This window comes from Parasaccharibacter sp. TMW2.1890 (genome assembly GCF_023337645.1).
GTDB lineage: Bacteria > Pseudomonadota > Alphaproteobacteria > Acetobacterales > Acetobacteraceae > Bombella > Bombella apis.
In genome coordinates this window covers 594,441-618,994 of the sequence record NZ_NWUV01000001.1, presented here as the reverse complement: position 1 = coordinate 618,994, position 24,554 = coordinate 594,441, and the positions used below count along the sequence as shown (strand labels likewise).

19 protein-coding genes, 2 tRNA genes and 2 pseudogenes are annotated in these 24,554 nt (G+C 53.9%); 11 read left to right on the top strand and 12 right to left on the bottom strand.

Going from position 1 to position 24,554, the window contains the following annotated elements:
- The first annotated feature begins 23 nt into the window (after positions 1 to 23).
- Positions 24 to 692 (top strand): sterol desaturase family protein, encoded by a 669-nt coding sequence (locus tag CPA54_RS09240; protein WP_408902135.1) that lies wholly within the window; start codon positions 24 to 26, stop codon positions 690 to 692.
- A 963-nt stretch (positions 693 to 1,655) separates the two neighbouring features.
- On the opposite strand, the gene CPA54_RS02730 is transcribed toward CPA54_RS09240, so the two are convergent.
- From CPA54_RS02730 to gatC, 4 genes are all read right to left on the bottom strand, one after another.
- A tRNA-Ser gene (locus CPA54_RS02730) sits at positions 1,656 to 1,748 on the bottom strand.
- Positions 1,749 to 1,842: 94 nt separating this feature from the next.
- Positions 1,843 to 3,303, bottom strand: a complete 1,461-nt coding sequence (gene gatB, locus CPA54_RS02725; protein WP_043560255.1) for an Asp-tRNA(Asn)/Glu-tRNA(Gln) amidotransferase subunit GatB — start codon at positions 3,301 to 3,303, stop codon at positions 1,843 to 1,845.
- Complete coding sequence (gatA, locus tag CPA54_RS02720; protein WP_248461251.1) at positions 3,300 to 4,787, bottom strand: Asp-tRNA(Asn)/Glu-tRNA(Gln) amidotransferase subunit GatA; 1,488 nt, start codon at positions 4,785 to 4,787, stop codon at positions 3,300 to 3,302. The genes gatB and gatA overlap by 4 nt, the downstream gene beginning before the upstream one ends.
- On the bottom strand, positions 4,787 to 5,074 hold the full coding sequence (gatC, locus tag CPA54_RS02715) for an Asp-tRNA(Asn)/Glu-tRNA(Gln) amidotransferase subunit GatC (RefSeq protein ID WP_043560260.1): 288 nt from the start codon (positions 5,072 to 5,074) through the stop codon (positions 4,787 to 4,789). The genes gatA and gatC overlap by 1 nt, the downstream gene beginning before the upstream one ends.
- 71 nt (positions 5,075 to 5,145) lie before the next feature.
- On the opposite strand from gatC, the gene ruvX reads away from it, so the two are divergent.
- A complete protein-coding gene (ruvX, locus tag CPA54_RS02710) occupies positions 5,146 to 5,610 on the top strand; it encodes a Holliday junction resolvase RuvX (protein WP_043560262.1) in 465 nt (154 codons plus the stop codon).
- A 71-nt stretch (positions 5,611 to 5,681) separates the two neighbouring features.
- Here the strand turns inward: ruvX and CPA54_RS02705 are convergent, their stop codons facing one another.
- From CPA54_RS02705 to CPA54_RS02695, 3 genes are all read right to left on the bottom strand, one after another.
- Complete coding sequence (locus CPA54_RS02705) at positions 5,682 to 6,923, bottom strand: Gfo/Idh/MocA family protein (RefSeq protein ID WP_052349072.1); 1,242 nt, start codon at positions 6,921 to 6,923, stop codon at positions 5,682 to 5,684.
- A 367-nt stretch (positions 6,924 to 7,290) separates the two neighbouring features.
- Positions 7,291 to 7,671, bottom strand: coding sequence for a VOC family protein (locus CPA54_RS02700; RefSeq protein ID WP_043560266.1), 381 nt, complete (start codon positions 7,669 to 7,671; stop codon positions 7,291 to 7,293).
- Positions 7,672 to 7,819: 148 nt separating this feature from the next.
- Positions 7,820 to 7,894 (bottom strand) — tRNA-Val (locus CPA54_RS02695).
- A gap of 14 nt (positions 7,895 to 7,908) precedes the next feature.
- On the opposite strand from CPA54_RS02695, the gene CPA54_RS02690 reads away from it, so the two are divergent.
- The gene (locus tag CPA54_RS02690) at positions 7,909 to 8,823 is read left to right on the top strand and encodes an N-formylglutamate amidohydrolase (protein ID WP_283163714.1); all 915 of its coding nucleotides are present in this window, start codon (positions 7,909 to 7,911) and stop codon (positions 8,821 to 8,823) included.
- 29 nt (positions 8,824 to 8,852) lie between these two features.
- Here the strand turns inward: CPA54_RS02690 and CPA54_RS02685 are convergent, their stop codons facing one another.
- Both CPA54_RS02685 and CPA54_RS02680 read right to left on the bottom strand, forming a co-directional pair.
- Entirely contained in the window at positions 8,853 to 9,209 is a 357-nt protein-coding gene (locus tag CPA54_RS02685) for a hypothetical protein (protein ID WP_043560268.1), read from the bottom strand.
- Between the two features lie 141 nt (positions 9,210 to 9,350).
- Positions 9,351 to 9,725: a VOC family protein gene (locus CPA54_RS02680; protein WP_081563466.1), complete on the bottom strand. Its 375-nt coding sequence runs from the start codon at positions 9,723 to 9,725 to the stop codon at positions 9,351 to 9,353.
- Between the two features lie 209 nt (positions 9,726 to 9,934).
- Between CPA54_RS02680 and CPA54_RS02675 the strand changes: the two genes are divergently transcribed.
- The 8 genes and pseudogenes from CPA54_RS02675 (at position 9,935) to CPA54_RS02650 (ending at position 16,349) form a co-directional block, all read left to right on the top strand.
- Complete coding sequence (locus CPA54_RS02675) at positions 9,935 to 10,273, top strand: hypothetical protein (protein WP_249085490.1); 339 nt, start codon at positions 9,935 to 9,937, stop codon at positions 10,271 to 10,273.
- Positions 10,274 to 10,490: 217 nt separating this feature from the next.
- Positions 10,491 to 11,054 carry a hypothetical protein gene (locus CPA54_RS02670; protein ID WP_249085489.1) on the top strand — a complete coding sequence of 188 codons (564 nt, stop codon included), beginning with the start codon at positions 10,491 to 10,493 and terminating at the stop codon, positions 11,052 to 11,054.
- A complete protein-coding gene (locus tag CPA54_RS02665; RefSeq protein WP_249085488.1) occupies positions 11,042 to 11,287 on the top strand; it encodes a hypothetical protein in 246 nt (81 codons plus the stop codon). Before CPA54_RS02670 ends, CPA54_RS02665 begins: the two co-directional genes overlap by 13 nt.
- Before the next feature lie 718 nt (positions 11,288 to 12,005).
- Positions 12,006 to 12,779 carry an SDR family oxidoreductase gene (locus CPA54_RS02660; protein ID WP_154981489.1) on the top strand — a complete coding sequence of 258 codons (774 nt, stop codon included), beginning with the start codon at positions 12,006 to 12,008 and terminating at the stop codon, positions 12,777 to 12,779.
- Positions 12,780 to 13,456: 677 nt separating this feature from the next.
- Positions 13,457 to 14,223 (top strand): annotated as a pseudogene (locus CPA54_RS02655) (transposase); the annotation flags it as partial.
- 136 nt (positions 14,224 to 14,359) lie between these two features.
- Positions 14,360 to 14,545 carry a VOC family protein gene (locus tag CPA54_RS09235; RefSeq protein WP_408902134.1) on the top strand — a complete coding sequence of 62 codons (186 nt, stop codon included), beginning with the start codon at positions 14,360 to 14,362 and terminating at the stop codon, positions 14,543 to 14,545.
- A 172-nt stretch (positions 14,546 to 14,717) separates the two neighbouring features.
- A pseudogene (locus tag CPA54_RS09230) lies at positions 14,718 to 14,897 on the top strand (DUF6538 domain-containing protein); the annotation flags it as partial.
- A gap of 15 nt (positions 14,898 to 14,912) precedes the next feature.
- Positions 14,913 to 16,349 carry a site-specific integrase gene (locus CPA54_RS02650; RefSeq protein WP_249085487.1) on the top strand — a complete coding sequence of 479 codons (1,437 nt, stop codon included), beginning with the start codon at positions 14,913 to 14,915 and terminating at the stop codon, positions 16,347 to 16,349.
- A 438-nt stretch (positions 16,350 to 16,787) separates the two neighbouring features.
- Here the strand turns inward: CPA54_RS02650 and CPA54_RS02645 are convergent, their stop codons facing one another.
- From CPA54_RS02645 to CPA54_RS02635, 3 genes are read right to left on the bottom strand one after another with little or no spacing between them, the layout of a single operon-like run.
- Positions 16,788 to 19,805 (bottom strand): type I restriction endonuclease subunit R, encoded by a 3,018-nt coding sequence (locus CPA54_RS02645; protein ID WP_249085486.1) that lies wholly within the window; start codon positions 19,803 to 19,805, stop codon positions 16,788 to 16,790.
- A gap of 51 nt (positions 19,806 to 19,856) precedes the next feature.
- Positions 19,857 to 21,164: a restriction endonuclease subunit S gene (locus CPA54_RS02640; RefSeq protein WP_249085485.1), complete on the bottom strand. Its 1,308-nt coding sequence runs from the start codon at positions 21,162 to 21,164 to the stop codon at positions 19,857 to 19,859.
- Positions 21,161 to 24,448 (bottom strand): N-6 DNA methylase, encoded by a 3,288-nt coding sequence (locus CPA54_RS02635; protein ID WP_249085484.1) that lies wholly within the window; start codon positions 24,446 to 24,448, stop codon positions 21,161 to 21,163. The genes CPA54_RS02640 and CPA54_RS02635 overlap by 4 nt, the downstream gene beginning before the upstream one ends.
- Between the last annotated feature and the right edge of the window lie 106 nt (positions 24,449 to 24,554).

The window sequence follows — 24,554 nt, the reverse complement described above, 5'->3', positions numbered from 1 at the left end:
ATGACTTGGGGTTCTGTCTTAATATGTCGAAATCTTCTTCCAGATTAATCAGAGTTTCTGATCCAGCAAATTCTTTGACTCCCAATTATAAAGTTTCTGCCAAGGAAGCCCCTGTTCGAATCTTCCAGAGAGATTGGATGGAGGCCTTCACCCTAATCTCTTTCAGGCAATTCGTTATGTATTGCATGACCTTTGAAGGTATTTTGCTTTTCTCCATTTTCCATACAAACATACCATTGATAAAATTTGTTATTCCTCTTTTAATTGGGCTATTTTTGTGGTTTTTATTTGAGTATATTCTTCATAGATTTGCCTTTCATTTTGTTAGTGATAATAAGAAAGTACAGAGACTGATTTATATCTTCCACGGGAATCATCATATTCAACCCAATCATCCCTTTCGGACGTTGATGCCGATAATTGTGACGTTACCAATTGGACTATTTATCTGGAGTATTAGTGTCTATAGTATAGGTTTTTCTTTAGGCACCTCTTTTTTCATGGGATTTTTCTCAGGGTACGCCATATACGATACCATACATTATGCTACGCATAATTTTAAAATGAGAAAATTCCCCTTATCTTTATGGAAAAAGCACCATTTACTTCATCACTACCGCACAGAAGAGCATAATTATTCAATAAGCTTACCTTTTCTTGATTCAATATTTAGAACAAAATATAAAAGATAGAAAGTTTTATTTAAAATTTTCATAGCTGGTCTGTTAAGGTACAATTGATGCCAGTACAATAAATCCTTATGATGAAGCGTAACTTTTGGAGACTCTATATGTATTTCCCTGATGAAGCTTCCCCTTCAGCTATGCCCCTCAATATACCTCAATCCTTACATATCGATGCGGAGAGAACCATTTCCATTAACACCCCAAAAGTAAAGAATCGACGATATAGCCAGTGTATGCTTCCCTTCCCCCTGAGATAACGCTCTCTCAATGATTTGAACCAGTTCCTTACGCCCCACGTCACTCTCTAACCTGTCAACAATCCAGTTCAAAACAGACAGCGTATCTGGTCGCTGAACTAACTAGCCCTGGTGGCTCACATGGATAGTTCGTCAAGAATCGGCCTCACGGCTTTATTTCCATCCTCTTCAGGTGATTCTGAATCTAGAACAGGAAACGATATCTGTTTGCTGCCTTGATAGAAACCATCCTATCAAAATCCTTGACAACAATACGGACAATCGTTCTGCCCTATCCGGCGGGATGACATACTCATCGTGATGCGAAGTGTATTCCTGCTGCGTTATAATCACGCCGACAGTCCCAGATTTTTTCATAGCGTAAGCTTCAGTTCTTCAGTAAGAACCTCCCAAAGTTGCCTGCACGATCCCACGGTCTGATCCCCGACCATTATTGGCCTCGACGTTGGTAAAGTCAGATGCCGCTACTTTCATTCTCTCGCTCTGTGATTCTCTTTCCATACTGCTAGTGTACACATCGCAAGCGATTCTTAAATTTCATGAAAATTTATGGGAGGGGAATCGCAATCCCACCTCCCTCCTTTGGGACAATGGGCGGTAGCAATCTATTGAAGCAGGTACTTCTAAGGAATAATTTTTGGGCCTCGCCGGGGGCCAGAAAATAAATGCCATCTTATCTCTGGGGCGACACTGCGATTTTCAGAAGGAACCGTGGCGGAGGGGATGGGATTCGAACCCACGATACGGGAGTTACCCGTATAACGGTTTAGCAAACCGCCGCCTTCAGCCTCTCGGCCACCCCTCCGCTGTAAACGGTTTTTACACGGCGTTTGCAGGAGTGTTTGTAGGGGGAAATGACGCTGACGTAAACCCCCCTACAACACTCTTTTTTATATTTTTCAGGAGGCAAGAAGCTTCTTCAACAGCTCGTTCACCATGGCAGGATTTGCCTTCCCTTTCATCGCCTTCATTGTCTGCCCGACAAAGAAGCCGAAGAGCTTGTCCTTGCCGCTCCTGTACTCCTCCACCTTGTCCGCATTGGCTGCCAGAATATCACTGATGGCTGCCTCAATGGCTCCCGTGTCGGTCACCTGCCGCAGGCCCTTGCGATCCACGATGACAGAGGGCTTCTCCCCCGTCTCCACCATGTCCTCGAAGACTTCCTTGGCAATCTTCCCGTTGATGGTGGAATCACTGATCAGGGACAGAAGCTCACGCAGGGCCTCGGCAGAAACAGGACTATCCTCGATGCTGCGCCCCGTACGGTTCAATGCGGCGAAGAAGTCACCCAGAATCCAGTTCGTGGCCAGACGGGCATCAGCCCCACGGGCAACCGTCTCGTAAAAATCCGCAACGGACTGCTCCGCCGTCAGCACGCCAGACTCATAGCGGGACACGCCATATTCTTTTTCCAGACGGGCACGCTTGTCCTCTGGAAGTTCCGGCAAGGCAGCCTTCAGCTCATCAACCCAAGACTGCTCGATGACCAGCGGAAGAAGATCCGGCTCCGGGAAGTAGCGGTAATCATGCGCATCCTCCTTCGTCCGCAGAGACCGTGTCTCGCTCTTCACATGGTCGAAAAGACGGGTCTCCTGATCGATCTCTCCACCAGACTCCCAGATGTCCACCTGGCGCTGCGCCTCGACCTCGATCGCCTGCATGACAAAACGTACGGAATTGACGTTCTTGATCTCGCAGCGCGTGCGATACCCTTCTTCCCCCTCACGGCGGACGGAAACGTTCACATCCGCACGCATGGAGCCTTCCTCCATGTTGCCGTCACACGTCCCCAGATAACGGAGAATCTGACGCAGCTTGCGGAGGTAAGCCCCAGCCTCTTCCGGAGAGCGGATATCCGGCTCACTCACGATCTCCATGAGAGCAACACCAGCACGGTTCAGATCGATGAAAGAGCGTGTCGGGTCCTGATCGTGAATGGACTTGCCTGCATCCTGTTCCATGTGCATGCGGGTCACGCCAATATGGCGGATCTCACCATCAGAAAGTTCGATCTCGACCGTGCCCTTACCAACGATCGGATGCTCAAACTGGCTGATCTGATAGCCCGTCGGAAGATCAGCGTAGAAATAGTTCTTCCGGTCAAAGCGGCTGAAAAGATTGATCTGTGCCCGCAACCCAAGGCCCGTCCGTACGGCCTGTGCCACACACTCACGGTTCAGGACAGGCAACATGCCGGGAAAACCGGCATCAACCAAGCTGACGTGCGTGTTGGGCTCCCCGCCATATTCCGCAGAGGCACCAGAGAACAGCTTGGACTGGCTGACAATCTGGGCATGGACCTCCAGCCCGACAATGACTTCCCATTCGCCAGTTTCACCCGTGATACGATATGCGCTCATGCTGACACCCCTGCATGAATGGTGGGACGATGGGTAAAGGAAGCGGCCCGCTCCAGAACGGAGCCGACGGCCAGCAGCGTTTCTTCATCAAAGAAACGGCCGATCAGCTGGAGCCCGAGCGGCACGCCACGGCCATCCAGCCCGGCCGGAACGGACAGGGCCGGCACACCTGCCATGCTGGCCGGCACCGTAAAGACGTCATTCAGATAGACCTGAACCGGATCGGTCGGCTTTTCATCCCAGGCAAAAGCCCCGGAAGGAGCCGTTGGTGCCAGGATGACATCAACCGTTTCATACGCCTTCAGGAAGTCACGCTGGAGCAGCGTACGAACCTTCTGGGCACGAAGATAGTAAGCATCGTAATAGCCGGAAGACAGCACATAGGTGCCCAGCAGGATACGGCGCTTCACCTCATCCCCAAATCCGGCAGCACGGGTGGCTTCATAAAGTGCATCCAGAGACGCACCGCTGACACGCTCCCCAAAGCGGACACCATCATACCGGGCGAGGTTGGAGGATGCCTCTGCCAGAGCGGCAATGTAATAGGCTGGCAGACCATACTTCGTATGCGGCAGGGAAATGTCCACCACTTCGGCACCAGCCTCTTTCAGCCAGTTGATCCCCTGCTGCCAGATGGCTTCAATCTCGGCAGGCAGACCATCGATGCGATATTCCTTTGGAATACCGACCTTCAGCCCCTTCACGCCACGTCCAAGAGCCGCCTCATAATGTGGGACGGGCCTGTTCACGCTGGTGGAATCCTTGGGGTCGAACCCTGCCATGGATTCAAGAAGAATGGCACAGTCTTGAAGGGTACGGGCCATCGGCCCCGCCTGATCCAGAGAGCTGGCAAAGGCGATCGTCCCAAACCGGGAGCAGCGGCCATAGGTCGGCTTGATTCCCGTAATACCGCAGAAAGCCGCAGGCTGACGGATAGAACCGCCCGTATCTGTCCCGGTCGCTCCCAGAACAAGCCCTGCCGCCACAGCAGCAGCGGACCCGCCAGAAGAGCCACCCGGCACAAGCTTTGCATCGGAATCACGACGCTTCCACGGATTTTCCACACCACCAAAAGCAGAGGTCAGGTTCGTGGAGCCCATGGCGAATTCATCAAGATTCAGCTTGCCCAGCGAAATGGCCCCATCACGCTTCAGGTTCGCTGTCACTGTGCTTTCGTAAGGCGGCACAAAATTACCCAGAATCTTGCTGGCAGCCGTCGTACGAACGCCTTCCGTTGCGAAAAGGTCCTTGATCCCGATGGGCAGGCCACAGAGGCTTCCACCTTCTCCCTTCGCCAGAAGGGCATCCGCTTCTTTGGCGGCCAGACGGGCCTGCTCGGGCGTGCGGGTGATGAAGCTGTTCAGCCCACCATCAAGACGTTCAATGGCATCAATATGGGCATCGACCAGCTCGACGGCAGAAATCTTGCGGGACCGGAGAGCCTCACGGGCAGAAGCAAGAGTATGATCAAAAATGCTGCTCATCATTCCACCACCTTCGGCACGGTATAGAAGGGGCCTTCACGGTCCGGTGCGTTGGAGAGCACCTTGTCCCGACAGTTGCCATCTGTCACCTGATCGTCCCGCAGACGTGGCTGGGCCAAACCAGTTCCAATCATCGGTGGAACGTCGGTCACATCAACCTCATTGAGCTGGTCAACCCAGCCAATGATCCCCTGCATCTCTTTCTGATAGGTGTGAACCTGCTCTTCCGAGAGGCCAACCCTTGCCAGCCTGGCCATTTTTGCCACTGTTTTCGCATCAAGCGACATGTATAATCCTGCTTTCAGACATCAATCACATCAGCCTATTACGGCCATGGAAGCGATCATACCCCTTTGCCATGACACTATTCAATCCACATGACCTGCGTAATCAGCTCCCTGCAGCACATTCCATCTTGGGGCTGGACCCCGGCAGCAAACAGATTGGCGTGGCGCTCTCCGACACTGCTCTCATGCTGGCCTCACCCCTGACCGTGCTGGCCCGTGGTAAAATGAAGCAGATGGTTCCCCAGTTTCAGACACTCTGTCGGAAACATGAAATTGGCGGGATTGTGGTCGGCCTTCCGCTTTCATTGGATGGCAGCTTTGGCCCGGCAGCACGTGCCGCCAGTGACTGGGCCAATGACCTTAGTGAGCGGCTGGGCCTGCCTGCCTGCCTGTGGGATGAGAGGCTTTCGTCCAGTGCCGTAAACCGTTTCCTCGTTCAGGAAGCCGACATGACCCGCAAGAGGCGTGGCGAGGTCGTGGACAAGATGGCCGCCGCTTACATGCTCCAGGGCTGGCTGGACGCCACTGCGGCCTGATCCTGCCGATACAAAAAAGAGAGGCCGCATAAATGCGGCCTCCCCTCCTGCATGACATCCAATCGAAATGATCAGATGGTCTTGCGCCAATCACCCCAATCGGTGGAAACCGGGCGGCTGCCAGAATGGGCAGACTGATACATGGCCTGAATCAGACGGACATCCTGCATCCCTTCCTCACCCGTGGCTGCCAGCGGCGTATTGTTGGCAACGCTGATGGCCAGATGATCCAGCTGTGCAGAGAACTGGTTCAGGGCCGGGATGGTGAACATCGGGGTGGACCATGTATGCGTGTCACCAGTGGTGCAGTGGCTGACACTGTTGCACCAGTAACTCGTGGCCGGGTCCATCCGCAGGGAGGCGTCCGTCCCCTGAAGGTTGAAGCGGGACATGGCATTCACGTTGAAGGAGGCGCTGCCATGTGCCACGGCACCGGAACGGTACTTCATGATCCAGACGATGGTCTCGTCGATCTCACGGAACATCGGGTCAGACGGCGGCATGATGGTGGCCTGGACCTCGATTGGATCTTCATTCAGCATGTAGCGTGAACCGTTGACGCCATAGATGCCCAGATCCATCAGCGCACCACCACCAGACAGGGAGCGGGTCAGACGCCACTGGTAGGTCGGATCCGTCGGGTCGGTATTGTCACCGTTATCCGTGGTAATGATCTGCGGCTTGCCAATGCTGGTACGGGCCAGCTCGATAGCCTTATGCGTAACGGGGTCAAAGTGGCAGCGATAGCCAATCATGAGCTTCTTGCCAGCCTTCTTGCCGGCAGCAATCATGCGCTGACACTCTTCGACCGTGACGGCCATCGGCTTCTCACACAGCACATGCTTGCCGGCACGGAAAGAACGCTCCGTGAAGTCGGCATGCAGGGAGTTGGGCAGGATGATGTAAACGGCGTCAACCTCCGGGTCCTGCGCAATCTTGTCAAAATTGTCGTAGGTGTAGAGGTGCGATTCCTCGATCCCGTAATGCTTGCCCAGACGACGGGCCTTGTTGATGTCGCCGCTGACCAGCGCCGTCACCTTGGCATATTCACACTCGGCAAAAGCCGGCAGGATCTGATTGACGGCATATTTGCCAAGACCCACGATGGCATAGCCAAATTTGCGGGGACCATCATTCATCGGGCGAAGCAGATTCGGATACGGGCGTTTGCCCAGCCCGGCAGGCGGTGCGGGGAAACCGAGAGACTGGGCCACAGCCTTGCCAGCGCCGCCAGCCAGAATAGAAGCACCGAGTGCTCCAAGAACATGCCGACGACCTGCATTTACTGGTTTATGTGGTGAGTGAGAGCTCATTATGAATACATCCTTTTCACTCAAGTAAGCAGCCCCGCACGATTACAAAGGCTGGTGACGAACGGAAAATTCCATTGCTTCCCGCTTCGTTTCCCCGAAGTTAAGACTCCAGACGGGATAATTGCAATTAACCTTGGGAAAGGAATTATTTTTGAAGGCAAGAAAGGCAATAAATAAAATTTATCTTAAAAATAAAATTCTTATTTTACAATAAGTTAAAATCAGATAAGGCGCAGTCCAGTTTTATCATGGCAACTGTATGGATGGGCTGCATTTTTATCATGGCATGAACAAAAATGGCCGCATCCCCCGTTCTAGGAGATGCGGCCATTTCACGAAAACCGAATAATCCGGTCTGAATTACCCGTTACATTTTATGAAACGCACAGAGCTTGTTTCCATCTGGGTCACGAAGATAGGCCAGATAAAGCTTCATGCCCATCACCACACGCTCACCTGGCGGATTTTCAACAGCTGTTCCCCCTGCCCTGATGCCAGCTTCATGCCACCTGCGTACATCCTCGGGAGACGACAGGCCGAGACCAACCGTACCGCCATTGGCAGCCGTAGCAGCCTCCCCGTTGATCGGACGTGTGACGATGAATATCTGCCCATCCTTCTGGTACACGATCCTGTCCGGATTATCCTGCGGGCAGAAATCAGCTCCCATGACACCGAACAGGGCATCATAGAACGCCTTGGCCTTCTCCAGATCGTTCGATCCCACAACAATATGACTCAGGAACATGGTCTCTTCCTTTCCACACCAATACACATTCTCTGCGCGTACCAGAAAATCTACAGGCTAAGTGAAATTTTCGCTAGAATAGAAAGAAGATGGCTATACAGCCACCTGCACTTCAAGCATATTTTCAGGGAGGTAATCACCAGAGGGGTGGTGGGCGCAACAGGGATTGAACCTGTGACCCCTACCATGTCAAGGTAGTGCTCTACCGCTGAGCTATGCGCCCCCGTCTGGTGTGAAATGGTGTTTACCTCAGCCTATGGATTGTGGCAAGCCTTTATTGTGAAAAAAAATCAGAAACTTCCATGCACCAACACTGCCCGCCCGTCTTCCACTGTCGGGATCCATCTTCCTTCCTGCCGGAAGCGGACACCCTTCCTGCTTTCCTCTCCACATTCAGGGCGCAATTACCCCCAGCATTTCCTGGAAATGGCCGTCCTGCCCATGACAGAGCTGGAACGCATGGAGGACCGATTTACCGATCAGCTCCTTCAATATGCCCCTGAGAATGGCCTGAGCCTCGTGCAGGCCCTGTTTCCTCGCAGTTTCTGCGATGTAAACCGGGACTGGAGAGAACTGGATGCCACCATGTTTTCTCCTCCTCTCATTGAGAAGGACCTCATCCTCAGCACGAAAGTCAGCGCAGGTTATGGTGTCATTCCCCGCTGCACATCGCCAGGCAAGAGTATCTACCGCTATTGCCTGCCTCTCGAAGAGGCGGGACATCGCCTTTCACAATATTGGGAGCCATACCATACAGCGCTCCAGCAGACGCAGAAAACACTGCACGCACAGTTTGGCGCTTCCATCCTGCTGGACATCCATTCCATGCCACCACTGGCACAGTCCCGCCCCTGTGATGTCGTCCTGGGGAACAGGCATGGGAAAACCTGCTCCGACAGACTTATCAGCCTAGTGGAGCACCTTTTTCTCGAGAAAGGGTACCATGTCCAGCGAAACACACCCTACTCGGGCGGCTACATAACGGGCAGATACGGCCAGATGGAAGAAAATCAGCAGACCCTGCAGGTGGAAATCAACCGTGCCTGCTACCTGAACCTGCAGACGTTACAACCCAACCGCCATTTTGAAAAAGTACAGAAAGACATCACGGACATTCTGTCCGAAATGGCACGGACTCACCCTGCCCCATAAACCGGGCAGGGCAAATCAGAGAACAGAACTTACCTGCCCAGAAGAAACGCTATCCCGGCAAGACGATTGTTCTGTGCAACCTGAGCCACAGCCACCCCCTTGGCATTCCGTACGATTCCCTTCGAATCGATCGACCCTACCACCGTGCCCGTATTGTCATACACGACACCGGTCCGATCAACTTCTCCGATGATCTTCCCCGTACTGTTGTCCTCCACCGCTCCTGCAGGACTCACAGAACCAGAAAACGGCGCCGTTATCTGCTTCAGCCCTCCCTGCTGAGCCGTGGTATTTCCCGAAGCAGCGAACCCTATGGAAGAAGTACAGGCCCCAATGGCCATTCCTCCCAGCAGAAACATACGGGCCAGCCTGGATGATAAAGACATGGCTATCTCCTCCTGTTTTCCTTCATCAGAACACACTGAAGGAAAAGAAAAAACCTCACATACACAGGAGCCTCGTATGATCCAATCAATCATACCCACGGGACTCGCAGTAATTCCCGCCCCCCTGCAATTATCCCACGTTCACATATCGTGACGGGCACAAAGCTTATTGCCATCGGGGTCCCGGAGATAGGCCATGAAATATTTCCTGCCTCCGATGGTCCGCACGCCAGGTGCGTCTTCTATTGCGGTTCCACCATGCTCAACACCAGCCCTGTGCCAAGCCTCCACCGCCTCCACGCTCGAAAGGGCAAAACCAAGGGTAAAGCCATTCGCAGCTGTGGCAGGCTGCCCATCAATGGGACGCCCAACCATGAACATCTGACCATCCTTCTCGTAAAGCAGCTTACCCATCAGTTCCCCAAGGGCCTGCCCTCCAAGAACGTTGAAAAGGGCATCGTAGAAAGCCTTGGCCCGTGGCAGATCATTCGTCCCGATGACAACGTGCGTATACAGCATAAAACCCCTCCATCCACTTGCAGACATCAACCATCTTTGAAGGTGGGGACCACAACAGGACAGTTCAATCCCTCAGATACAGGCTACGCATGATCACCCTATCTTCCAGGCACATACCATGACATCCTGCACGGTAACGGCTGGCATCAATCTCGATGTCCCCGCCCAGATCGCCTACCCCAAGAACTACGTGGCCTGAGGCGATCATGGCAAGATATCGTGTCATCCAGAACAGCTTCATCAACGGTCATTTTCTGACCGTTGATGAGGAAGTGGATTATGCAGGCATCCCCGGCTTCAATCTGGAGCCGCTGGATGATGAGGCCCGTTCCGCCAAAGAAAAGGCTGGCCAGCTGGCCCAGAGGGACGTGAGCAGCCGGGCCTTTCAGGAAGACCTGACCCGTCCTGACGGGGCTCCTTCCCAGCAGGAACATCTGACCAGTCCTGACGATGTGCCGCCCCGGCATGAAGACCTTCCTGCGGCCAAAGCTGATGAACCGACTGCCGATGAGAAGGCTGGCAAGAAGACAGCCTCCAAAAGGTAAGTCACGCCATGACGACAGCCATTGACCTGTGCAGGCGGGCACTGATGCGCCTCGGCACGCAGAGCGGCATCACGGCGTTTGATGATGGCTCCGTGGAGGCAGTGTCTGCGCCGCCTATTATGACGATGTGCTACTTGGCCTGCTGGCCCATCCGGCCAGCTTTGGCGGACCAGCCTACACATGGCAGTGGCCCCGCTGCTTGGGAACAGGCACGGCTATGGCCAGTGACAGCCCTTTATGGCGGTATGAAATCCTCATGCCGGAGGACAGCGTGCGGGTTCTGCGGGTCGATGACGGAAAAACCGTCAGGCCCGTGGACCAGCGCATGAAGATGTTCGACCAGCGGGACAGTTTTGGCGAGGGCATGGGCAAGGCTGGGGGCACAGTGCTGCGCCCTGTCATCCTGACGGACAGCCAGACCGTCAACGTGACCTACATCACCCGGAACGTGGCCATCGACTACTGGCCACCCGCCTTCCGCTGGGCTTTCTGGCTCTGTTTTGCATCTGCTCCCATGAAGAATAGATTTTTTTCTGAGTGTCATCTTGGCCCTGCTTATGTTTCACACCGCCCATACAGGTTCATGGTGGAAAGTGAACGGTCAACGTGTTTACGTGCCAAACAGAGCCAAGCATTCCATGCAGGACGTCCTTGCCGCAGCAAAACAAGCTCCGCTCCCCCATCCGACGGAAGCCCTTCGCTTGCTGTAAGCCCGAATATTGCCTGCGAGGCCGCTCTTTGCCTGATGGAATTCTCACCCGCAGGAAGATGGCAGCCCTAGATGGTAAACCTTCACAGGAACTCTCTTTCGGCATCAAGGTGATCTATCCCCCCCCCAGAGGATTTGATGAAAACCTGACAGACTCTGCCCGTGGCCTGTTTCTAAGCTTCTGCCTGACAGGAGAAGACCCAGATGAGAGCGCATATTGCGTACTGAAAATGCGCTTCTTAGATGGCGTGAAGATACTCCCGGCTGACTGGGCCAGCATCATTCCCCAATCGATCATTCTCTGAACAAACGGGAAACCCATCCGACATACCCGGCAGTGACAGGTAGAAATCATGAAGCGTCCTGAACCAAGACGGCACCTGAATATATGAAGCCCCTCCCCTCAGTGTACGAGCATAACAAACGCATCAAGACACATGACATGAAAAATAGTTCAACATTCCAGAAGATAACTAAAAATTATATTTTCAATCCTACGGTAAGATGGAGTCTAGTTTGTCACTCTGCCTTCGCAAAGGTCTTCAGGCGTGAAAACGGCGCACACACCACCTCATAATCATAAAGAGAAAGCATTACCTCATGAACGGGCAGATGATCTCATATCTATGGGGGTTTCTCGAAAACCTCCTCAAAGAGCACCAAGCCTCCTCATGTCTGGAGATTCTTGACTCTGTCGGGCAGCTCTCCTGTTCCTGACCTACGGCGACATCCTACCCGTCAGCCTCAGTCTCAGCGGCCGCAAGGCATATACCAGCTATGTATTCCGGATGCCCAGTGACAGCGTTATTGCTGGTCTCTCCAATTTTGGTCATGTCTCGCTTCTGGACGCCCCCTACTGCTTCCTTCCCGGTGGTGACATCTACCAACCGGGCAGTAGCAGCCCCCCTTCCCTTTTCATAGGGCTGTCAACCAACCGTCCTGATAAAGACAAAGTCTTTGTCAAGGATCCCATCGTAGGGCTGTCCGAAGTCAGCTCCGATTCAACCAAAGGATCATCCAGAAATGACAAATGAAGTGCGAAAAATTCTGGTCACAGGCGCAGGCAGTGGACTCGGCCTGCGTTTCAGCATCGAACTGGCAAAGCGCGGCCATCGTGTCATCGGGGCAGTTCATCTGCACAGCCAGATGAACTGCCTAGAAGAAGCCGCCAAGGAAGCAGGAGTGACTGTGTCCGTCATCAAGGCTGACATTACGGACCCCGTTGACCGTGCCTATCTGGCCCGGCACGACGTTGACATTCTCGTCAACAATGCCGGCATCGGTGAAGGCGGTGCCTTGGCCGACATGCCAATGCCTGTCCTGCGCCGTCAGTTCGAGGTCAACTATTTTGCAACAATGGAGGTCTCACACCCCTTCATCCGTCGCTTTGCAAAGAGGAAACGGGGGCGGATCGTTTTCATCAGCTCCATTGCTGGCGTCATCACAGGCCCCTTCACGGGTGCCTACTGTGCCTCCAAACATGCTCTGGAAACCTCAGCCCGCAGCCTTCGCAATGAACTGAAAGACCTCGGTGTCTCCGTAGCCTGCATCAACCCTGGGCCTTACGAGACTGGCTTCAATGACCGGATGGTCGAAGCGCACAAGAACTGGTACTGCCCGGAAGAAAGCCTCGTTTCTCACGAAGACCTTGAATTCACCAAGCCTCAGATTGACCCCGACAGGGACATCTCCGAGATGGTGGACGTGATACTGGATGACCACTCCAAAGCCCGGAACGTCTCCCCCAAGGAGATCATCCCCGAAATCCGGAAAATGCAGGACAAGGAATGGGACTGACAACCCCATGACGGCCCGGTCTCTATCCCCGGCCTCGTGGCAGGATAGAGACCCCCTGAGGGACGGTAGCTTGCCGCTCGTTCAGCATTCGACTTCCAACCGGCAGCTCTTCCACCTGCAGCGAAGAACACTTCGTCGCTCACAGCAAAACAACATTTTCCGGGAAATCCATGGTGGATGCGACAGGGATTGAACCTGTGACCCCTGCCGTGTGAAGGCCGGTCCCACACGCTTCTTTATCTTCAAAAAACCCAAGTTTCTCTAGTGTTACAGCTAATCCCGAAGACAAACACACCATGGTTAAAAGGATGAAAAAGCTTATAAATCTGGGTCGCTTCTGGGTCAAGCTTTTGGACGAACCTAAGACAATAAAAAACAAACTTGCAAACCAATTGAGAACTCACCAGACTAAAGCTGATGGGCCGCTACAATTCAGCAGCAGTACTGATCCCGCAGGCCGATAACGTGTCATTGCTACGCAGGATGACGCGCCCTCACCAAGGCATTATGATTAAGCTTGAACAGAGAAATCAGCAAAGTCACGTAATGCGGACCTGGCTGTGCCGAGTGTACGAGAAAACAGGGCCGATCATGTGCATGGAGGGTTCTAAAAACCTCTTGGTATTGAGGCCTACGCTGTGATTCCATTTTCCCGGTTCTGGTTGGAGGAATGAGGAGAAGCGTTTTCTCGGATTGTGGATTTTGAGGTGTTCCGCCGGAGCTGGACAGAGCACTGGCCTATTCAAACGGGAGCAAAGGCGGGTGTCCGCCGTTTGATCTGGTGCTGATGTTCAAGATCCTGTTGATCCAGACACTCAACAATCTGTCCGATGAACGGACAGAATAGCTGATCAACGACCGTCTCTCCTTCATGCGCTTTTTAGGTCTGGGACTGTCGGACCGTGTACCTGATGCCAGAACGGTATGGCTGTTTCGTGAGCGTCTGACACAGGCGGAAGCCATTGATGTTTTGTTCAACCGCTTTGATACGACCCTGCGGAATGCCGGTTATCTGCCGATGTCAGGTCAGATCCTGGATGCTACGCTGGTAGCGGCTCCAAAGCAGCGCAATACCAGTGCGGAGAAGGCGGATCTACGTGAGGGACTTCTTGATCGCAGCAATACGGCGTCTGATGTCTGGGCGGATACAGCCTACCGCTCAAAAGCCAATGAAGCCTTCATGGAAAAGCAGGGCGTTGTCTCGAAGGTTCACAGGAAAAAGCCGCATCTCAAGCCTATGCCATGCCATATCCAGAGATCCAATGCAGGAAAATCCGTTATCCAGTCGCGTGTCGAGCATGTCTTTGCCGATCAGAAATCACAGACGGGGCTGTTTGTCCGAACCGTAGGCATAACGCGGGCCACCATGAAGGTCGGGCTGGTCAATATCGTCTATAATATGCGCCGCTTTCTCCTCCTGGAGCGGATTAACACGAGCGCGTAGCAATACAGAGCGTGCCCCCCTCGCTCTGCTCAAAACCCAAAGCGAAAATCAACACATCAAAAGCCTGAAATCAGGCACAAGAAAAGTCAGACAAAGGTTTTTAGAACCCCCCACCTCACGAACATGGAGACGTATTATGTCCGCCTTATCCGTTATAGCGATCGATCATCTTGTTCTGAACGTCAATGACATTGATGTATCATTCGACTGGTATGTAAATATTCTTGGAATGCACGGGGAAAAAGTATTTCGCACAAAACCGGGTCCAACCATGCCTACATCTTCCCAGAATGCTTCACCAATGTTAAAAAGAAAAATCTAATTGGAAGACAGCTCATTATATTCTCTACGCCATTTCAATAAGTTAGAAAAGTGTCACTACGGGTTGATGCAGGTTCGAGTCCCGCAGTTCGCATACCTTAACGTATTGATTTTATTAAGAAATCCTGAAAGCAGTGAAGTGTAAACCCGCTTCTCCATAGTCCTTCTCCAAAATGGAGAAGTTCCCAATGCTGGCTCTCGTGGGCACCCATTACCATTTCCGCCGTGCCGTCCCCGTTGCCTTACGGCCCCTCTTCGGCAAAACTGAATTCTGGATTTCCCTTAAGACAGGGAACAAATCAGAAGCCCGTCTCTCTGCCATGGCCCTCCATGCCCAGACCAGTGCACTATTTAGAACGGCCCGCCTCATGACTGATCCAGCCCAGAAGAAGCCCATCACCAAAGACGACCTTCTGGCCCTTTATCAAGACATCATCAAAAAGCAGAACGAGGTCATAGAGACCAACGAACACAATGCCGCAGAGCAACTCAGACTTGAACGCTACCGCGCCAGCATGAGCCGCTATGAAGACCTGCTGAGAACAAAGGCTTTCATCGACTATTCCTCACAGGCTTTGGAACAGGTGAACCAGAGCATGATAAAGCTGCGCAAGGACATGATCACGGGCACGACGCAGGACAAAGCCAGTCTTGCCCGCAAGACCGAAGAGATAGACCGGCTTCATGCAACGCTGATCAAACTGTTCCAGACAGGCCCAGCTTTGTCTCAGGCCCCCGGTGCAGTACCACCGTCCCATCAGTTGGCATCTCCTACACCGTCTCCAGTTGTCCCAACCTCTCCGCGCCTGACAGAAGCCCTTCAGCTTGCCTTGCTGGCAGACAGCCAGAAGAGTGAGGCCACCAAGAAAGAAACCGCCCGCACCGTGGCGCTGTTTGTACAGGCTTTCGGCGATAAGCCGATTAAAGAGATTACCGGGCGCGTGGCTGGGGAGTTTAGAGACCTGCTTTTCTCCTTGCCGACCTCCTACGCCAAAGGCAAACAGGACTTGGATTTAAATACTGAGGTCGAACGGGCGCAGGAGTTTGACCTGCCGACCCTCAGCGGCAAGAGCGTAAAGAACCACTTTATGAGGCTCTCAGCTCTGTGGAACCAGCTACTCCGGCGCGAAATTGCAGAGAAGAACCCATGGAGCAACTGGGACTTTGACCTGACCAAACGCAATCCACGCAGGGCATGGACAGATGATGAACTGGCCCTACTCTCGTCTTCACCATGGACGTGCAGCACCATCTCACAGGCGACCTTTGCAGGCATCACACTGGTTGCTGCCTATAGCGGTATGCGGCTGGGAGAAATCTGCAACCTACGGAATGAGGACATTCAGGAGGTTGACGGTATTCCCTGCTTCCTTATCCGCCCTCACCCTGCAGACAAGTGGACACCCAAGACGGAAGCAGGCACCCGGAACGTGCCTATCCATAGTGTCTTGCTGGAATGGGGCATTCTGGACTTCAGGAAAGACGGTGAAAAATTCCTGTTTTCTGAACTGAAAACACCCCAAAGCGGCCCGCGTGGCACAGACTTTGGCCGGAATTTCTCGAAGTTCAAAACGACCGTAGGCCTGCCTGCCGCCATGACCTTTCATAGTTTCCGGCACACTGTATCTACCCGCTTACGCAATCAGGCTGGAGACCTGAGAGAGCTTTGGATTGATGCTCTCCTTGGTCATGAAGCCAGCCATAAGAGTCAGGGGGCTACGACATATCTCTCTGGTATTACAACAGCAAACCTTAGGCAGACTGTGGAAGCTGTGAGCTATCCGACACTTTTCTTGAAGGCGTAAACCATGACGACTTTGGGCGGAAAGCCGACCTGCGCCACAGCGGCATGGCGGTAGCAGCATTTAAGCCAGAGCCGCCATTCATCCATCCCGGAGGAACGCTGGCCAAAGATTGACCAGGAGAACTTGTCTGTCACTTCCTCATCTTCCGGGCCTGCGTCAACCTGACGCAGGATCGCTACCGTCCCGCAGCTCTGCCCCTGACCCAAGGCACGGCGGCAAAAAGCGGTCCTTTGAGCCTAAAAGGACCGGGGCCTGTGCCGCAAGTGGCCTAAAGGCACAGAGCCAGACGTGCTTGTCATTCGATCAACCTGCCGACCAACAATATCAAACTGACAGACCCTGGTTATGATCGAGAGACAATAGGTGGAGGAGGTCAATTCGAGTCCATTAGACGCATTTATTGTCGCCGAAGTCTGGGCAGGCACGCTTCAGTCATTGTCAGCGCAGGCTCTTTGTCAGCGCCTCCTTGACGCTTAGGTATAGTGCAGATCTGAACGCCTCGTCCTGATTGTGAAGCTTGTAGAGTTCCAACTCCTCTTTCCGGCGTTTTAGCATGACTTCTTTCATAATTTTTTCAAATGCCAAGTTACGGCTGTAGGGATCAGAATTTTCATCAAATTTCTTCTCGAAATCGGGATGTGCCTGAACACTTTCAACTATGTTCAGAAACTTGATCCGTTGTTCTTCCGGGGTGGCGCTCCAGCCTTGGAACCAACGTTCGTTGAAGCTGCGAATGATCTCTTCCAACGGGTCTTCCTGCACCTCTCCTTCGCGATAGCCGCGGGGGGTGGGGTTCTGTGGATCTAGCTCTGCTTCTGAAGAGTCCAAGCCGATGGTCTGGTTTAGTTTTGTCCGCTCTAGCCCATATGACGAAAGGTCAACGGCCTCGAGAAGATCATCCAACGCATCCTGATTCGGGTCCTTGATGCTTAGCTTCGGGACCAGGAACTTCAGGAACCAGAAGAGCTTCTCCCAAGCCTCCACTTCGAACGGCACGATTGCAGCCATCTGGCCGTAGATCTTCACGAACTGCTTCGCTTTGATCTTGAAGTCGATCTTCTCCGGGTCTTCCAGTTCCAGGCCGGTGTTGAAACGTTCGGCAGCCACGTCAATCGGGGGGCTGAGTTTCTCGGAATCTTCGCCGTCAAAGAACCTTTTGCAGAATTCCTCCACCTCTGACCATTCGTAGACGCCGACATCATCCAAAGCTGCTTTCAGCTCGTGTAAGACGTTCACGTCCGTCGCCTCAGATAAGGTCGTCACCGTGAAGAACGGGTCGAAGGCAGCCTTGATGTCCTCGATCGAGTTGAAAAAGTCGAGAACAAACAGATCCTCCGTCCGTTTGCCTAGCTTGGGGGAGGACCGGTTCAAACGGGACAGGGCCTGGACTGCCAGAACCGACTGCAGCTTTTTGTCGACGTACATCGCACAGAGCTTCGGCTGGTTGAAACCGGTGAGATACTTGTTTGCGACGATCAGCAGGCGGAATTCATCCTTGTCAAACTCGCTGCGGGTCTTGTCCTCAGGTACGCCATTCATCTCGCTCTCGGTGTAATTGACCCCATCGACTTCCTTCTCGCCCGAGAAGGCAATTAGCGCCTTGAACGGGTAACCGCGCTTGGCAAGCTCTGCCTGTACGGCCTTGTAGTAGCGGATCGCCACCTCGATATTTTGGGTTACGATCATCCCTTTGCCTTTGCCGCGCAATTTCTTGGGGTTGACAACCTTGTCGATGAAATTCTCGACCATGATCTCGGCCTTGGTGTTGATCGTCTGCTGGCTCCGCTCGACATAGGCGCGCAGCTTCTTCTGCGCCTTGGATGTGTCGAACAGGGGATTGTCCTCAATGGACTTCTGAATCTCGTAATAGCCCTTGTAGGTCGTGTAATTCGCCAACACGTCGAGGATGAAGCCCTCCTCGATCGCCTGCTTCATGCTGTACAGGTGGAACGGGCGGAAGCGGCCGTCCGGCTGCTGCTCACCGAACTTTTCCAGAGTGATCGGCTTCGGCGTCGCGGTAAAGGCAAAGTAGGACGCATTGCCGCGCATCTTGCGGGCCTGCATGGCCGCCACAATCTTGTCCTGCGCGTTATCTTCATCTGGGTCGCCGCCCATTGCCTGATTCATCTTGTCACTGGCGATGCCGCTCTGGCCGCTGTGCGCCTCGTCGATGATCACTGCGAAACGCTTGTTGCCCAAATCCTCTATGCCGTCGATGATGAAGGGGAACTTCTGGATGGTCGTGATAATGATCTTCTTGCCGTTCTCCAACGCTGTCTTCAGGTCCGAGGACTTCAGCGCCGGGGCCACAATATTCTTGACCTCGGAGAAATCCTTGATGTTGTCGCGCAGCTGCTTGTCTAGCAGGCGGCGGTCGGTCACGACGATCACGCTGTCGAACAGCGGGGCGTCCAGCGCCTTGGCGCCGGGCAGATCTAGCGTCGCCGGATAGGTCTCAATCAGCTGGTAGGCGGCCCAGGTGATGCTGTGGGATTTTCCCGAGCCGGCAGAGTGCTGGATCAGGTATTTATGCCCTACGCCCGTCTGAGCGGCGTGGGACAGCAGCTTTCGGACCACATTCAGCTGGTGATATCGCGGGAAGATCAGCGTCTTCTTCGCCAGCGGGTCGGTCTTCTTGCCCTCCAGCAGGACGAAATGCTGGATGATCCCGGCAAGGCTCTGCGGTTGCAGAACCTCTTCCCACAGGTAGGCCGTCTTGTGGCCATTCGGGTTCGGCGGGTTGCCCGCGCCCTCGTTGTGCCCCTTGTTGAACGGCAGGAAGAAGGTCGAGGCTCCCGCCAGCTTCGTCGCCATCCACACCTCGTCGGTGTCGACGGTCATGTGGACCAGCACGCGGCCAAAGCGCAGCAGGGTCTGGTTTGTATCACGCTCACGGTACTGCTTCTGGCCGTGGTAGCGGGCGGTCTGGTGGGTCCAAGCGTTCTTCAGCTCCAGCGTCACCAGCGGCAGCCCGTTCAAAAACACCACCATGTCCACCGATTCATTCGGGTTGGCGGTACTGTGATGAACCTGCCGCGTCACGCTCCAGATATTGGCGGCGAAGTTGTCGTGGACTTTTTGCGCTGAACTGGCCAGCGGAGCGGGATACATCAGGTGGAAATGCGCGTTGTCGACGGGTAGGCCCTTTTTCAGGACGTGCAGCAGGCCCTTGGACTTGATCAGCTTGTCGAGCTGGCCGGTGATCTTGGCCTGCCAGTCGGCAGGGTTGTGCTGCTTGAGCTTGTCGAGGTCTTTGGATTGGGTGGCTTCGAGGAACTCCCAAAACTTCGCGCGGTCGAGCGCGAGGGTCGCGTCGAAATCAGAGGGCTGGCCGATGCGGAAAGGGCCAGAGGCGATGGCCCCGGCGGCCAGCTCTTCGGAGCTCGCACCGCAAAGCTGCCTCTCGATGGCCTGTTCGAGGGCGATTTCCTTGGTGTTGCTGACCGCGATATTCATGGCGTTGCTTTCAAATAAGTTTCTACCCCGCCCCGTCGAGGGGCCGGGCGTTTACAATACCTTGATCTTACCAGTCACCGCCGCGTTGATCAAACTTGCCTTGTATTCCCGCAATGCGGTGATCTGGGATTTTTTGAGGGCAATGGCCGCGTTAATTTTTGCTCGCCTGTCCCTCAGAGTTCCGAGAATTTCTTCCTGCTCGCCCAAGGGCGGTACAGGAAGTGGAATGCGCTTCGTCTTCGACTGGTTCATGATCGGCATTGTCGTGTAGTCGGTCTGGTTGAAAACCACGTCGCGGGAAACGTTGAGCCAGACCAAGAGCCAATCCGGGACGATATCCTTGTTCGGTGCGATTACGTTAAACTGCTGGTTGCAACTGGCGGGTACGCGGCTGATGTTCGCTTTTCCAAGTGTTCCACCGATCCCGATGAAGAAAATGCAGTTTTCGGGGAACAGATCTACATGCCCGTGAGAAATAGCGCTTGGGGACAGGCGTTTTTCGCTCGCGCCGAAAACGCCGCCGTCCTGAACGTCACCGGGAGTATACCACGGAATGGTGCCGCCCTCGAAGTAGTCCATAACTGAGCTTGAAGAAGGTGTCCTCCCCGTTTTGACTGAGCGAGATACATCCTTTAGGCGCTTCACCTCCCAGTGCGCGGGGATCTGGCCGATCCAGTCGATGCCGCTGTCCTTCATGGGGGCGTCGGGGTTCAGGCCGCGAGTGACGGCTTCTTGGATCAGGATCTGCCTGCGCTCGGCCAAGAGCCTGATCTGCTCATCCTTGATCCGCACCGCCTCGTCAATCGTGGCGCATTTCCCATCCAGAAACGCCGCAATGGCCTGGATCTCTTCGACGGGTGGCACGGGAAAGTGAGCGTTCTTCAATTCATCCCAGCCGATTGCGCAACGGTGCGCAAGAATGCCGTTGCCAAGGGACTGCGAAAATGTCTGAAACTGAGGGTGCTGAAAAATCCGCTCGTAGTACTTAATTGATGCTGGATTATTCGCCTTCAAGATTACATAGACTGAACTGCATACGCCTTTGAGGCTCGACACGCCAAACGAGCCAATACCAAAGTTCATGCTGTTCAATACGAAGTCGTCAACGTCGACGAGTTTGCAGCCGCTGAGGTCAGCTGGCATTTTGTTGCCTACATCGCCCTTCTCCGAGTAGGGAATGATCCCCCGATTAGCCATAAGCGACAGATAGTCTTTGTTCTTACCATCGCCGTTCTTGCGACGGCTTTCTGTAAATAGGTTTCTGATAGGCTGGGTCGTCCAGTGCGAAGGAAGTTCTTCGCACCAAGAGATTTTGACCTCCTGATAGCTGTCATACTTCGGATATGCCGCGATGTTCATTCCGACGGCTCCAGCTTGGTCGCGACCTCGACACCCAGAATGTCTGCAATCAGCCCGTCGGCTTTTTCTTCCAGGGCCAGAATGTCCTGCGTCACCTCTTCAAGGCTGCGCAGCGGCTTGTGGCGATAGAAATACTTGTTGAAGCTGATCTCGTAGCCGATCTTCACGCTGTCTAGGTTGATCCAGGCTTCTTCCACATGCGGCTTCACCTCCGTCAAGAAGTAGCGGTGGATGTTATCCTTTAGGGCCACACTTTCCTCATCGCGCAGCTCTGCAGTGCTCTCATAGGTCAGGTAGCTGCCATCCTTCTGCCGGTACCAACCGAAATCAGCCAGATCCTCCGCCGCACAGCCCAGATGCGTGGCCAGATCCTCAACCTCTGCGTCGGTCATCTTGTGTTTCTTGGCGATGACCTTTTGCGCGGTCTCGTCGTACCAGCTGACGGCGTTCAGGATGGCGTTCTTCTCGGTCACGGCCAGCTTGATCTTGCGCGCCTTGATCGCGGCGTTGACCGCCTTGCGGAAGGCGTTGAAGTCGCCGGTCTCCTCAAGGCCCACATCGCCCATGATCTGGGTCGCCGTGGCCAGCAGGTCGCGCAGCTTGACCCAGTAGTTGGTGTCGAGCAGCTTGGCCTTGGCCTTGGCGTTCAGGGGTAGCCCGGCTTCCTCACACCACGCGGTGATCTGCTTGGCCTTCTCCTTTAAAAAGCCCGGTTGATAGACCTGATCCCCGTGTTCGTCGTAGAGCCATTCCATGGGCTCGCGCAGGGACTTATCAAAGCGTAGGGGGGCGAGGCGTTCAGCGCTGAAACCCGCACGGCGGCGGTCCGGGCGTTCAATGGTGACTTTGTGATAGCCGAAATCCGCGTTGTCGAAGACTTGCACGGCGATGCCCTGCGGATCGCCCGCCGCGTCGATCTGGCGCTCGACAGGGGCGAAGTTCAGGAAGGCCTCGGTGATCTGCTGGATATGTTCGTCCGAAAACTCGCAGTTCTTGTCGCCAAGGTTTTTGCGCAGCTTGCGGAACATGAGGCTGGCGTCAATCAGTTGGACCCGCCCGCGCCGTGCCTCGGGCTTGGCGTTGGACAGGAGCCAGATATAGGTGGTGATGCCGGTGTTGTAGAACAGGTTGTTGGGCAGCTGGATGATGGTATCCAGCATATCATTTTCGATGATAAAGCGGCGGATGTTGGATTCCCCTTTGCCCGCATCCCCAGTGAACAGGCTGGAGCCGTTATGGACCGACGCGATGCGCGAGCCCAGAGGGCTGGCGCTGGTGGGTTTCATTTTGCTGATCATCTCCATCAGGAACAGCAGCTGGCCATCCGGTAAGCGCGGGGTGGCATCCATCGTTTCGACCTTGCCCCAGTAATCGGCCAGCTCGACTTTAAAACGGGGATCAATGACGTCCTTGCCGTCTTTGATGTACTTCACCTCGCTGTTCCAGCTTTTGCCATAGGGCGGGTTGGACAGCATGAAGTCGAAACGGTCATCGGAGAATTCATCGGTAGAAAGGGTGGAACCCACGCGGATGTTTTCAGGGTTATTGCCCTTGATCATCATGTCGGATTTGCAGATCGCGTAAGTCTCGTCGTTGATCTCTTTGCCATAGAGGTAAACGTCCCCTTGGGCATGGAAAGGGCCATCTGCGTCCGTGATATAGTTCTGAGCCTCGGTCAGCATGCCGCCCGAGCCGCAAGCCGGATCGTAAATCGTCAGGATCTGGGGCAGAGGGCCTTTTATCGGGTCGAAAAGCAGGTGCGTCATGAGGTGGATCACCTCGCGCGGGGTGAAGTGTTCCCCCGCCTCTTCGTTGTTCTCTTCGTTGAACTTACGGATCAGTTCCTCAAAGACGTATCCCATACCTAGGTTAGAAAGACCCGGAAGCGTGTTGCCTTCCGGATCCTCCATCTCATTCGGGGTCAGGTTGATCCAGGGGGAGACGAATTTCTCAATGACGTCGAGAAGCACCTGCTTCTCCGCCATATAGCGCATCTGTTCGAACAGTTTGAAGCGACGGATGATCTCTTTGACGTTGTCACTGAAGCCGTTGAGGTAATCCTCAATATTAGCTAGGAGGATCTGCCGGTTGTTGGTGGCGGTGTTGTACAGCTTCTTTAAGGTCCACTCGCTGGTGTTGAAGAAGACGTAACCAGAGGCCTCCTTGAGCGGCTCATCGTCCAACTCCGTCGCGTCAATGTTTTCTTTTTGGTACCGGACTTCTTTCAGAACGGCGTCCTTGGTCGGCTCAAGCAACGTGTCAAGGCGGCGCAGCACAACCATCGGCAGGATCACATCGCGATACTTGCCCCGTACATACACATCGCGGAGGCAATCGTCGGCAATGCGCCAGATGAAGGAAACAAGGCTGCTGTGGGACGTCTGATTCAATGTAGGCCTCAAAAGTTGATGCGAGGGCAATAGTCCTTCAACGAATACCCTTAAGGGCTTGGTTTTGCAATCAGCCTTGGGATGGGGAAGCGTCAATCTGTAATTGGCAGGATCGACATCACCCCATGTCAGATTGAAGGTTTCCTGCCGCCTTGTGCCCTGATTGAGGGAAAAGGTGAAAAATTCCACGATATCGGAAGCATCCTGCGCGGGGATGTGGGACAGGATGGCGGCAAACTCGTCATCCATAACGCGGTGCTTTCGTTTCCTGTCAGCGCCCTTGAGTTTCCTGACGGTCTTTACGACATTTTCAAAATCGGCGTCATGCTCCTCATTGAGGTGATCAATGACGACGGAAAGCAGGTTGATGTATTTATTGACCGTCGCCCGGGAACGCGTTTTTTCCCTGAGTGGTCTTTTACCCTTCACGCGGGCCCGTCCCCGTAAAAAGGCTTGCCCTGCAGGCACCGTATAGGGAGCCTGCATGTCCTTTCTGAATTTCGTGATGTCACTGCGTTGCAGGTCTTCCAGGGGGATGCGCAGAAGGGGAAATTGCTCCGGGTTCTGAAGCAGGAAGGCGATATAGCCCTGATAGCTGGTTTTTTTCTCAGCCCGATAATGAAGGTCCAGTAGTCTCAGCCCGCTCTCCAGGGTCATTCCGCAAAATTTGACGCTGCCATGATCCCGGGATGAACGAAGCTTCAATTCCTCTTTCTGTGCAGCCTGCCAGCGCATGGCCGTCTTCAGGTTGTCCTGTAGGGTTCGTCCGGATGAGAAGGTTCTCTCATGACGCTTCCCCTGAAAGCTGAACCGTGCCTGAATGGCCGTCTTCCCCCGCTGGCGCATACCAGCGGGGAAAACAGTCCCTTCATATTTGTTGGCAGGTCCAGGCAAGGCTTTTCCCCAGTTGTCTCAGACAAAATCTTTATTTGAGACAAAGGTATGGAATAATAAACTTACAAAAAAAGCACTTTTTTCAGTTTACCCTAAATTTCCGTTG